General features: G+C 45.0%; 10 protein-coding genes. 4 read left to right on the top strand and 6 right to left on the bottom strand.

Annotated elements, in window-relative coordinates; genetic code table 11:
• Positions 1–84 precede the first annotated feature (84 nt).
• Positions 85–1,119, top strand: coding sequence for a LacI family DNA-binding transcriptional regulator (locus AC27G9_RS02425; protein WP_487070649.1), 1,035 nt, complete (start codon positions 85–87; stop codon positions 1,117–1,119).
• Positions 1,120–1,174: 55 nt separating this feature from the next.
• Here AC27G9_RS02425 and AC27G9_RS02420 read toward each other — a convergent pair whose 3' ends face one another.
• From AC27G9_RS02420 to AC27G9_RS02410, 3 genes are read right to left on the bottom strand one after another with little or no spacing between them, the layout of a single operon-like run.
• A complete protein-coding gene (locus AC27G9_RS02420; protein ID WP_487070647.1) occupies positions 1,175–2,848 on the bottom strand; it encodes an alpha-amylase family glycosyl hydrolase in 1,674 nt (557 codons plus the stop codon).
• Positions 2,849–2,860: 12 nt separating this feature from the next.
• Positions 2,861–4,336: an MFS transporter gene (locus AC27G9_RS02415; protein WP_487070645.1), complete on the bottom strand. Its 1,476-nt coding sequence runs from the start codon at positions 4,334–4,336 to the stop codon at positions 2,861–2,863.
• A gap of 32 nt (positions 4,337–4,368) precedes the next feature.
• Entirely contained in the window at positions 4,369–6,204 is a 1,836-nt protein-coding gene (locus AC27G9_RS02410) for a glycoside hydrolase family 13 protein (protein ID WP_487070643.1), read from the bottom strand.
• A 177-nt stretch (positions 6,205–6,381) separates the two neighbouring features.
• Between AC27G9_RS02410 and AC27G9_RS02405 the strand changes: the two genes are divergently transcribed.
• On the top strand, positions 6,382–7,845 hold the full coding sequence (locus AC27G9_RS02405) for a tryptophan halogenase family protein (RefSeq protein ID WP_487070641.1): 1,464 nt from the start codon (positions 6,382–6,384) through the stop codon (positions 7,843–7,845).
• 10 nt (positions 7,846–7,855) lie between these two features.
• Here AC27G9_RS02405 and AC27G9_RS02400 read toward each other — a convergent pair whose 3' ends face one another.
• On the bottom strand, positions 7,856–8,284 hold the full coding sequence (locus AC27G9_RS02400; RefSeq protein ID WP_487070639.1) for an Lrp/AsnC family transcriptional regulator: 429 nt from the start codon (positions 8,282–8,284) through the stop codon (positions 7,856–7,858).
• A gap of 204 nt (positions 8,285–8,488) precedes the next feature.
• Here AC27G9_RS02400 and yjeH point away from each other — a divergent pair, with 204 nt between their 5' ends.
• Positions 8,489–9,736 carry an L-methionine/branched-chain amino acid transporter gene (gene yjeH, locus AC27G9_RS02395; RefSeq protein WP_487070637.1) on the top strand — a complete coding sequence of 416 codons (1,248 nt, stop codon included), beginning with the start codon at positions 8,489–8,491 and terminating at the stop codon, positions 9,734–9,736.
• Here yjeH and AC27G9_RS02390 read toward each other — a convergent pair.
• Positions 9,733–10,635 carry a LysR substrate-binding domain-containing protein gene (locus AC27G9_RS02390; protein ID WP_487070635.1) on the bottom strand — a complete coding sequence of 301 codons (903 nt, stop codon included), beginning with the start codon at positions 10,633–10,635 and terminating at the stop codon, positions 9,733–9,735. The two genes, yjeH and AC27G9_RS02390, sit on opposite strands and share 4 nt — an antisense overlap.
• Before the next feature lie 103 nt (positions 10,636–10,738).
• On the opposite strand from AC27G9_RS02390, the gene AC27G9_RS02385 reads away from it, so the two are divergent.
• Positions 10,739–11,599: an SDR family oxidoreductase gene (locus tag AC27G9_RS02385; protein ID WP_487070633.1), complete on the top strand. Its 861-nt coding sequence runs from the start codon at positions 10,739–10,741 to the stop codon at positions 11,597–11,599.
• 19 nt (positions 11,600–11,618) lie between these two features.
• On the opposite strand, the gene AC27G9_RS02380 is transcribed toward AC27G9_RS02385, so the two are convergent.
• Positions 11,619–12,785 (bottom strand): BCCT family transporter, encoded by a 1,167-nt coding sequence (locus AC27G9_RS02380; RefSeq protein ID WP_487070631.1) that lies wholly within the window; start codon positions 12,783–12,785, stop codon positions 11,619–11,621.

Below are 12,785 nucleotides of genomic sequence, written 5' to 3'. Positions count from 1 at the left end.
ACTAATTGAAAAAGCTTTTGCCTTGCTTCGCGAGTCAAGGTATAAGAGTGGTAGTTATAACGTTAAGGCGACCTTTTCCGTTTCATGAAAGATAAAGCCACTTCTTTTGATATCGCCCACATTGCAGGCGTTTCGCAATCAACTGTATCACGGGCGTTGAGTAACAGCCCTCTGGTGAATCAGGCCACACGAGAAAAAATCCAAAAAATTGCGCAAGAACTTAACTACAAAGTAGACAAAAATGCCAGTAACTTGCGAAAACAAAAAAGTAATACCATTGCGTTACTGTTGTTTGAAGACCCAACGTCTGACGACTCTATGATTAACCCCTTTTTCTTGTCGATGCTGGGTAGTATTACCAGAGCCTGCGCGAACGAAGGGTATGACCTTCTCGTCTCTTTCCAAAATCTCGCCGACGATTGGCATGCAGAATATGAGGATTCCAACAAAGCAGACGGCATTATATTGTTGGGCTATGGCGACTACACAGAATACCGCACCAAGCTCACGCAATTGGAAGAACAAGGGACACACTTTGTTCGCTGGGGAGCTCAGGACTCAGAGCATCCCGGCGTATCTATCGGTTGCGACAACTATCAGGGCGGTTTTGATATTACAGAGCATTTAATTTCTCTCGGCCATGAGACGTTTGCTTTTGTCGGAGAGGCAGGTGCCAATGCGCCAGAGTTTATGGCTCGACATCAAGGTTATTTAGATGCGCTCAATAAACACGGCTTGATTGACCAAGATACGGCCCAATACGACGCATTTTCCACTGAAGAATCGGGATTTGAGGCAATGGAAAAACTGCTAGCAAAGGGGAACGTCCCCGACGCTGTGGTATGTGCGTCAGATTTAATCGCATTGGGTGTGTTGAAGGCGCTGAGAACGACGGCATTGTCAGTACCCGGCGATATCGCCGTGGTGGGCTATGATAATATCCCGGTTTCTGCTTATGCGACACCAGCGTTAACGACAGTACATCAAAATACGATCAGTGCTGGGGAACTTTTAGTCAAAGCGCTATTAAAATCTATCAACAAACAACCTGTGACAGATTATTTGATGCCTGCGGAAATCGTAGTTAGACAATCTTGTGGCAGTGCGAAGAAAGTCTGACACACTATTATCAAAAAAGGCCGCTAAATGCGGCCTTTTATACACATTTACATCGTCACTGTACCGCCATGGCCGCAAGTAGTTCAGCTTCAAAAGCAGCATCGCTGAGTTTGCCGTTTCTAACCCAAACTTGAACGCCATTCGCGTCGACCACCGAATTCAAACTATCGCCTTCACTGATCTGACGTTTTTCCCCAGTCAATTGCTCTACCCATTCACCAGGTTGCATATGCTCGGCTACATCGAATGACAAAGGTTCGCTTCCTTTGTTGAGTAACACCAATGCCGTCTGTGCGACGTCACTTTCTTGCAATACGCGATAAAAACTCGCGCTATCTCCCTTCAATGAAAGATTCCATTGCAGGCCACGCTGCAACGCCGGCGTCGTTTTGCGCACGTTCGCAATCTCTTTCAAGTTTTCGAAAATAACGTGCTCTTTTGCCACTTCAATGTTTGCTTGGCCGTAAAAATTACGATTTCCTGCGTGCTCCGCAGTGCCACGCATAAAGCCCATTTCTGACCCTTGGTAAACAACCGGAATACCACGGGCAGTAAAGAGCCAATTGTTGGCATTGATAAAAGTACTATCGTCGCCATCCATACGAGGCATATCGTGATTGTCGTAGAAAGTGGTTAAATCATAGGGATTGTTGTACGGACCATGAGTTAAGTGTAATACCTCTGCCATGCGCTCATAGCCACTATTCTTCTGGAATACGTCGATAAATGCGCTTTGCATTGGAAAATCTAACACACTAATACTGCCGTTCTTTGGCAACGTATGTTGCGCAATAAAGTTAGCGTCGTAGCTAAAACTCTCACCAAACATATAAAATTCTGGGTGTTTCGCTCTCACGCGATCAGCAACGTCTTTCCAAAAACCATGGGGAACATGCTTGATCGTATCAATTCTGAATGCATCTGCTCCCTGCTCTATCCAGTGTAAATAGCTGCCGATCATGTAATCCCGTAAGGCTGGATTTTGGTCATTTAAATTGGACAACTGCATGATGTCTTCAAAATTATGATAGAACGCGTGCAATGGATTGTTTGGGTCGAGCTCTTCAGGTTTTAAGTTTTGATGATCAGCAACAAGCGTTTTGTTGATATCATACAACTCGCCAAACTTTGGCTGGTCAATTGGCATAGTAAAGCTCGGTGACCCGTGATTCCCAACGATATCAAATACGCTCTTTAAGCCATGCTTTTCTCGCATAGCTGTAGTGTAAGCTTTGTAATCTAGACCTTCGGAGACATAGTGCTCATCTTCAACATAGAAGTTGTTTGCCCAGTAACCGTGATACCCCGTTTTTCCGCCATCTTTAAACGCACCGCCGAACGTGATGGGCTCGCCGCCAGCGAACGCTTCATCAGGGTTATCTACGATTGGCGTTAACCAAACGGCGGTAAAACCCATGTCAGCAATAAACGCTGCGTTGTCTAACACGCCTTGTAAATCGCCACCCATGTAGCCAACGTTAGCAAATTGGCCATTCTCGCCTTCTAATCTGCCTCCAAACGTCGGGTAATCACCACCTTGTTCTTCATAGTTGTTAGTCGGGTCGCCATCAACGAAGCGATCGGTCATCACAAAATACACCGCCTCTTTAGCGAATGGCTCTTTTGTACCGTAAATCTCTACTGTCGGGTCTTGAGAAGGCTGAGTCGAACCACAACCCGCTAATAGGCCGAGTAACGTCGAGGCGATAACGGTTTTTTTAAACTGCATTGTCTATATTCCTTATGCTGGTTCAGCTTCTGGCTGTACTTTGTTTTCACGTACGAAAAACACGGAAATGGCGCCGAGTATCATAGATACCCCAGCTAGCACTATGATGTACTTGGCTTCATTGTCGAAAATACTGCTTAGGATCCAGCCAGACGCAATGCCAGAAACAATTTGAGGCGCAGCAACAGTGAAATTAAAAATCCCCATGTAAACACCGGTTTTATCAGCTGGCAGCGAACCCGCTAGCATCGCATATGGCATGGCAAGTATTGCCGCCCAAGCGATGCCAATACCAATCATTGGCAATACCAGATTGAGTGCGCCCGCAGGCACCGTTACTTCAGTGATCAATAGGTTGACATCCACTGGCGTCAAATCTTGGAACAACATAAAACTCATATAGCTGACACCACCCAAAGCTAAAGCCGATGCGTAAATTAATTTACGACCAAACTTGTCTGCCAATTTTGCCAAGAAAATTGAAAATACAGCGGCAAACACTGAGTAAGCAGCGAACAATATACCCACCCAATCTCCCGCAGCACCTTTAGCTTGTGCGATATGGGCTGGCACTTCTGCAACTGATGCAATGTAATCAGGATCAAACCATTTAACTTCAACGCCCCAAATATGTTGGGTAATTGCCGGTGTGGTGTAAACCCACATTATAAACAGAGCAAACCAACTGAAAAATTGTACGATAGCGAGTTGACGCATTGTTGTCGGCATCGCTTTGACAAGTTGGAAAAATTCGCCGAGTTTTTGCCCCATCGACTTTTTCACTGCTAACTGCTTTTCAACTGCTTCTACGTCCATGCCTTTATAGGCATAGTAGTCTTTTGGTGCATATTCCTTAGTACGAAAAACCGTCCACAACACTGTACCCAACAGTACAGTTGCGCCAATGTAGAATGCCCACACAACGGAAGGTGCGACCTGGCCAACTTCTGCTGTATTGTCTAACCCAACGACATTGGTCAATACGAAAGGCAAAATTGAACCAATCACTGCACCGATGTTGATTAACAACGATTGAATTGAGTAACCAACGTTGCGCTGCTCAGCAGGCACCATATCGGAAACTAAAGAGCGGAAGGGTTGGAAACACACGTTGAAAGACGCATCCATTAAAGCCAACATCATGGCTCCAAACAACATTGGGGCCATGAATGCCACAAATAGTGGCGCATTTGGCATCAGAAACATACCAATACAGGCTGCAACGGCACCGGCCAAAATAAACGGTCGACGACGTCCTAACTTATTCCAAGTTCGGTCGGATGCGCTACCTACCATGGGCTGTACAATCAGCCCCATAATTGGCGCCACGAGCCAAAACAATGACAAAGAGTGAAGGTCTGCACCGAGGTCAGACAAAATACGGCTCACATTGGCATTTTGAAGTGCAAAACCAAATTGCACGCCCAAGAAGCCAAAACTGACATTCCATATTTGCCAGAAACTGAGTTGAGGTTGAGTTTTTTGCATAAACATTCTCTTGTTATTGTTGTGTGGTAACACTATTTAATCGAGTACACTATCGCCTTCTTAGCAGGTATGCTAAATGCACCCTCTAAGTCTTGCGTTTCACCACTGGCGATGGCCGTTGCCGTTTGATGTCCGTCTAACATCTCATCAAATCGCGACAGTGATAAGTCGAAATCTTTGTCATTTTTATTGACAACCACCATGACTTTGTCGTTCTCATGATGTCTAAAATACACGTATACCCCATTGTTAGGCGCATACTGAGTGAATTCGCCCTGCGTGATTGCACTGGAACCCCGTCTCATCGCCAACAGTGTTTTAACTCTCTGTTGTGCTTTAATCTGGCTAGCAGATAGACCCTCTCCGGTGAATGCATTAACGCTATCACCTTCCCAACCACCGGGAAAGTCAGTACGAATCACGCCATGGTCATCGGTGCCGGGGTTTGCCATCAAAATTTCCGTACCATAGAAAATTTGCGGAATACCACGCATTGTGAGTAGCACTGTCATTGCCATATCCCACAACGCATAATCTTCGTCGAGCTGTGTGAATACACGACTCATATCGTGATTGTCATTGAAAATAACAAGATTATACGGGTCACCGTAGACAAAGTCGGCGGCTAACAATTCGTAAAGCGAGCGCAGACCCGATGACCAGCTCTCCTCTTGTTTTAGCGCGTTTATTAGCGTGACCTGAAGTGGAAAATCCATCACGCTCGGCAAATAACTGACGTAGTCATTATGGCGCTTTGTTCCAGCTTGCCAGTAAGCCGTAATATTGGCATTCGTCGACCACTCTTCACCAACTATGTTAAGTAACGGATATTCTTGCATAACCCGTTTGGTCCAATCCGATAAAAATGCCTTGTCAGAATACGAATAGGTGTCCACTCTGATCCCACTTAAATTGGCGTATTCGACCCACCAAATAGCATGTTGGGTAAGAAAGTTAGCGAGCTCAGGTACCCGCTGATTGAGATCTGGCATGGTCGGTACAAACCAACCGTCCGCAAACGCATTGACATCAACTTTAGTACCGTGGGGGTCGTGCAAAGCTTCTCTGCGGTGTGTTGTGGGCGAAAACTCGCCGCCATTATTGATCCAATTTACAGACGGAAAATCACTCATCCAAGGGTGGTTGCTACCAATGTGGTTCAACACGAGGTCGATTATGATTCCTACCCCTTGGTCTGTCGCGGCTTTACTCAGTGCCGCATATTCTTCATTTGAACCATATCTTGGGTCAACGCGATAATGATCCGTGATCGCGTAGCCATGATAAGAATAGCGGTCCATGGCATTTTCCATCATGGGCATGGTCCAAATTTGGGTATACCCCATTTCTTTCATATAGGGTAGATGTTTTTCGATGCCGGCAATATCGCCGCCATGCCGACCACCAGGTTCACCACGCTTGGGTTTGTCTACCAACGCCTCGATAGCATCGTTTTCAGGATTACCGTTTGCAAATCTATCGGGAGTGATCAGATAAATCACGTCTTTGGCAGTAAAGCCTTGACGTTGGGCTGAATTCTTCAGCCGTTTTGAAAGCGTGTAGGGTAGGATTTTTTGGCTGCCATCGGCAAAGCTCAGCTCAATGTCGACTTCACCTTCTGTTGCATTGTCACCGATAGTGAGGTCAACGAATAGATAGTTATCACTATCTAAACGATGACTGCTTTTTAGCACTACACCAGGGTATTTCACTTTCACCGTCGCGTTAGCAACATTTGGCTCATGAATCATCAACTGCAATGCTTTCGATTCCATTCCAACCCACCATGAAGGAGGAGACACACTACCCGCAACTGCCGAGGTAGACAGAAAGCTAAGGGCAAGCCCTGTCGCAACAAATGATTTCATAGCGTTGAGTATCCTTAAGGTTGACAAGCAAACGTCAGGCTTGTTAACAATACGTTAAGATATATTGATAGTAACTGTGTAGCCTCTTGAGACCAACAAACTGCATACGTATTCACAGTGAATATGCAGTCATTACTGGGATTTCCGGCGGTTTTACACTCAACAAATTTGTGCGAAATGACTAAAAAAGAAATCGTGATCGTTGGCGGCGGTACGGCGGGTTGGATTGCAGCCAACCTCTTAAATGCCAGTCTCAAGCAAGACCACAATATTACATTAATCGAATCCCCGAATATCCCAACCATTGGTGTCGGGGAAGGTTCAACGCCACACTTAGTTCAGTTGTTTCGTACTTTGGGAATCGCTGAGAATGAATGGATGCCTCAGTGCTTTGCCACATACAAAAACGGGATTGCATTCGAGCGTTGGTCCAGTAGTCATCGGGCAGACTCTTATTTTCACCCATTTAGTTCCGGTATCGACCAGAATACTGCCCCAGCTTTTTTAGCCATGAGTGAAGAAAATAGAAAAGGAGCTGGACCTTGGATAAACCCAAGCGAATATTTCCTTACTGGCGCGCTAGCCCGGTTAGGGAAATCTCCCAAAACCAAGCCGAATGCCGTTCATACCCCACTCAATTACGGCTACCACTTTGATGCCGCTGAACTCGCAACCATTTTAAAAAATAACGCGAAAAAACAGGGCGTTAAGCACATCACTGATAATGTTATACGAGTTACGCGTAACGACAATGGCGACATTGCCAGTGTGGTTTTAAGTGCCTCAGCAAAAATAAACGCGGACTTCTTTATCGATTGCACAGGCTTTCACGGTTTACTCATCAAACAAGCTCTAGCAGTCCCGTATGTGAGCTATAAAAAGCATCTGCTTAACGATAGTGCAATAGCATGTGGTTCAACGCAGAGTTCTGCGTTCGCGACTCAAACCACCTCCATAGCACAGGATTTCGGATGGACTTGGCATATCCCACTTCAAAACCGGGTAGGAAACGGTTATGTGTACTCATCTGAGTACGCCGACGATAAGGCTATAGAACAAACCCTGCTGCAAGAACTCGGTTCTGCCGCAAAAGGTTTTACGCCGAGAAAAATTGGTTTTCAACCAGGACGGCTCGAGGCAAACTGGGTACAAAACTGCTTATCAGTAGGCTTGAGCCAAGGGTTTATTGAACCCTTGGAGGCGACCGCATTGCACCTTGTACAGGAAAGTGTTGAAAAGTTTGTTTCAGCGTATCAAGCAGGCAATCAAACCTCACAACATCGAGAGCAATACAACCACCTCATCAGTCAGCGATTCGATGGAATTAGAGATTACATACTGGCCCATTACTTATGTTCCAATCGTTCGGATACGGAATACTGGCGTTATTACCAAACGCTCAACGATATTCCAGCCCCTTTGGCCAATATATTAGATATATGGCGGCAAGGAGGCGACATCATTAAATACATTATCAGTAACGGACTACAGGCTTATTACTCCCCTATTTCCTGGTATTGTTTATTAATGGGATATGATTATTACACCACGTCGGGGGATTACGACGATTCTCATCTCGCTTATCAGCAACGAAACGCCATTTCGCAAAAAATTACACAATGGGCACAGCGGTTTGTTTAAAAACAGGTCGCTAAGGTCGGTTATCAATCCATTCACTCATCACAACATGAGTTTTAATTTTGATAATTTCATCGAGAGCGTCCAAATACTCCCTAATTTCATGAATTCTGCGCATAGAATCGGCTTCAACTAAAACCAGTAGATCCATATCTCCGGTAATACCGTGACAAGTGATCACTTCGGGGATTTTTTTAAAATGGGGGATGATATCCCGACATTTTGCGCATTGATGCTGTATTTCGAAATATACCGACACGCCCTCTTTTTGTGAGGAAGACAAGATAACTTGATATCCCCGTATCACGTTGTTGTCTTCTAGTTTTTTGATTCGCTCACTGACAGAAGATCTTGATAAAGCGACACTTTTAGCAATTTGTGACACAGGCATTCGCGCATTACACCTGAGTAGGTTCAGTATTTCTTGATCAAACTTGTCCATGATTACCCCCCAAAGTTCCGATTTCTGATTATGACAAAATCGCTAGCTTAATACGATACGCACCGACGTAATGTCGGAAAATTAAAAAAATTTAGGCGAATAGACGGCGATAAAATCAAAACGGCGTTTATATTGTGCAAAACGCGTTGTGAATATTCCGTATAATACGCTTTCCTGTTCATATTCATTTTCGGAAAGACATTCGTGACTCATCAAAAGCAACTCGGCCGCTGGCATGGTGCAGGCTTATTATCAACGACCCTTCTTGGAACAAGTGTTTTTATCTTGCCGCAAATGACCATTGATAATGCCGGGTACGGTGCGCTCATCGCTTGGGCGGGACTCACTTTAAGTATATTGCCTGTCGCATGGGTATTTGCCAAATTGACGGGCAAGTACCCCCATGCTGGCGGGCCAGCCTATTTTGCAGAACTGGCGTTCGGTGCAACCGCTGGGCGAACTATCGGCATGCTTTTCCTTTGCATTGTACCACTGGGAGCCCCCGCTGCGCTGATCATGACCTATCAATTTGTTGCTAGCGTTTACACTATCCCCGATTCGAAGACGATATGGGTACAACTCGGCTTTATTCCTTTGCTATTTGCACTCAATGTCCGTGGTCTGCAACTCTCTGCAAATCTACAATTGCTACTGACTTTGTTCATTACTGGTGTTGTGATTGCCATGTTAACTGCGCTTGGGTTCTCTACCCCATCGGCGCCAATCACGCCACTCGACCAACCATTGACCATTACACCTATTATGACAGCAGCAGGCATTGCGTTTTGGAGCTTTCTTGGTGTAGAAGCCATTTCCCATTTGGCTGATGACTTCAAAGACCCAAGGAGAGATCTGGTTCCAGCGATGCTTATTGGGACTGTAATAGTAGGGTTGATCTATCTGGGCTGCACCTATTTGCTCATCAGAATTCCAAGCGAAACGTCACTTGCCATGGTAGGCGCATTTGACGTCTTGTTTGGCCATGGCGGTAATCTTCTCATCGGGTTACTAGGCGTTGCTGGCGGTTTGGCAACGGTTAACGTTTACACCGCGAGTTTGACAAGATTGATTACCAGTTTTGCCGAACAAGGCGTATTACCAAGCTACTTTTCTAAAACGAATTCAGCTGGGGTGTCCACACGGTCTTTGTTAGGGTTGTTGAGCCTAATGGCTGCAGTCTTAGTCCTGTCTCATGCCCTTCACCTAGAACTCGAAGACATGCTCGCATGGGTCAATGGCGTATTCGCTATTATATACCTCGCCGCTATGATAGCCGCCTATAAACTATTGCCACACAGTCCAAAATGGATAATTCACTTGGGCGTTCTATTCTGTATCGGCATGTTTATCGGCATCGGATTTAACATGTTGTATGCCGTCGTGTTGATGTTATTGCTGCTGCCACTAATGAAACTACAAGGTCGCAAATTAGTTATTTCCAATGGTAACTAAATGCCTATCGCTGATTTGAATGGATTGTTTTGCAGTAAATAATCAATCAACACACGGGTGCGCTGGGGCAGGAGTTTTCTAGACGGGTAGATCAAGCTAAAAGTCAGCGGATCGCTTTGCCATTCTGGCAAAATGTGAATGAGTTTACCCGACTCAACGTGATCGCGAATTGTGGTTGGCAACAGCGGACAAATACCTATTCCGTTCATCGCCAATGCTTGTGCCGCCATTGGCGAGTTACAACTCACGTAATTCGTCGGTAGGATATCATGAATACTACCTTGAAAACGCAATCGATGAATGCCAGTTGGATTGGACTGAACCGTGTTGATCCAACATAGCGATAACGCTTGTTGTATATCTTCGATAGGGCCAGATGTCCTTAGTAATTCGGGGCTGGCGTAGAGTAAAAATGGCTCCTCGTGGATAACACGGGCAATGAAAGCAGAGTCAGGCGAGAACCCTATTCGGATAGCCAGATCAATACCTTCAGATACTAGGTTCGACTTTTCGTCATCCAAAACTAAATCAATTTTTACCGACGGATGTAAAGCGTAAAAACTGGGCAACATGGGCAAAACAAACCTATGCGCGATATCGTGATTCAAAGACAAGGTTACCCTTCCCTTTGGTTCATTTTGCTCAACTACCGCATTAACATTGTCTAAAACGCTAGACAAAGATTGAGATTCCGCAAATACCTTTGCCCCTTCCTCTGTTAAGGTTAGTGCCCGGGTCGAGCGATGCAGCAGCCTCACACCAAGAGAAGATTCCAATTCCGCGATTTGCTCACTGACTCTTGAGCGGCTGGACATTAGGCGTCGAGCTGCCTCAGCAAAACTGCCGCTTTGTACAACTTCAACAAAAACTGCCAATCGTTTCAGGTTGGTTAAATTCACTCATTGTCACCAATTTCAGAACAATGAAATCGACAATACCCTACTTAACGTCTCACTTACAGAACTATATTCTACTTCACAACTTAATTAGTGGAGAAACAATATGATTGCAGTAACAGGCGCAAATGGCCAACTTGGTAAACTGGTCATCCAACATCTTTTGAAGTTAGAAAATGTACATGGCCTAGTCGGTATCGTTAGAAATAAAAGCCAAAGTGAGTATCTTGGCACGAAAAACGTATTACTGCGTGAGGCAGATTATGAAGCACCGGATACGTTAGTCTCGGCACTGGAAGGTGTAATTACCTTGTTATTGATTTCAAGTAATGCGGTCGGAGCACGTGTGAAACAGCACCAAAATGTTGTCGATGCTGCCGTGTCAGCTGGTGTGAAGCATATTGTTTATACGAGCATTCTCAATGCCGATACGACTCCAATGCTAATGGCAGAAGAACACAAAGCCACCGAAGCCTACATTCAAGCGTCGGGACTAAAGTACACGTTCTTGCGTAACGGCTGGTACTCAGAGAACTACCTGCAACAATTACCTTTCTATTTAGAGACAGGTTTGATGACCAGTGTCAGTCAAACTGGACGCTATTCAACTGCGCCGCGAGATGACTATGCCGAGGCCGCCGCGAGGATAATCACTTCACCAATATTACTCAAACAACCCATTTATGAACTTGCAGGCGACGACAGTTTCACCTTACCCGAACTTGCATCGCAAATTGTACGCGCAAGTGGGAAACCGCTTAAACATGTTACTGTTACGCAAGAGTCCATGCTAGAGGCTTTACTTGACGCGAAGTTACCCGATGTGTTCGCCCGAGCGTTAGTAGATTCTGAAGTACAGTCAGAGCTTGGATGGTTAGAAGACAATAGCAAAATGCTGAGTCAGATTTTACAAAGGCCGACGGTGCCAATCGAGCAACTTCTCGATACCGTGTTAAAAGCTAACTAGCGAGGTGTTGAGATAGGGTTTAGGCCCTATCTCGTTTAACTGTTTTTAAGCGATGGATGCCATAGACAATACAGGCCACAAACAACCCTATCACGATAGCGCCAATCCATTGTATTTGCAGAAAATCAAAGGAAAAAATCGCAACGAGCAAACAAAGCAAGAGAAAATGAATCGTCACGTATTTAAATTGGCCCAGCTTTGCAACGGTCAACCCCATATTGTCTGAATAGAGGCGGATGAGAGAATCCAACGAGTTTACAACAAACACTATACCTACTGCTGCCATCGCAGTGTTAACAAACCCTATGGTGGAGATATCCATAGTAAAGTAAGTATACAGCAAGCTGAACCAAGCCAATATCGTGAGCGATGGGAAAATCAGCATCGCAGCCAACAAGCCATTAGTGGACATCCCTTGTACAAATCGTGCTGTGAATTGGCCAATCATAATGCTCCAAGCGAACCACCAATAAAGGTAAAATTCATGGTAGGCATTCACGGGCAACACAAAAGCTGAAATATTCGAGAAATAGTCACTAACATTTAATATATTATTCAGCCATACCGAGATCGCATTCGCTTCGACAAACTTGGCATTTATCGCCATCATCAAGATGAGGGCAAAAAACAAGCCGACTGAGCTCAAGCTCAAGACTTTCAGAAAAATCAATTTCGTACTCGACAACACTGCGAGTAATACCACCACCATAACGATTAATGGGAAGCCTACACTGCTGACGTTAGCGGCCTCTAACTGTGGAATGTACCAAGGCAGGTTGACCAATAGTAAGTAAGCTGTGAATGCGCAAGTGGCGAGTATTAACACGTTATTGAGATTTTTAATTAGTGGGATTTCGAAAAAACGCAATTTGGGTTCTACGACGGCAAAGTAATAGCAAGTGACAAAGTAGATACCCCACACTAAAAAGCCCCAGAATCCGAAGGCAATACTTAGAGGGTTGGCAAAACCATATTCGGGATTAGCATCAATATCACTGTAGACCGGAAACTCGGTTAGCGGAAACATGATCAAACCAACATCTAAACCCGATGTAAACAATATGGCAACGAAAGTAAACCAAGATACGTGGTTTGGGCTCTCTAATCGTCGATTCGGTTTAGACAGCCAAAACAACACCAGCAATGTTAGGACTAATAAGTTTCCAATGCTGATCCATACACTCAT

It is taken from the genome of Alteromonas sp. 5NS40-0096 (assembly GCF_057544385.1).
Note: the sequence above shows the minus strand (reverse complement) of the source record. Positions and strands in the feature narration are given on the sequence as shown.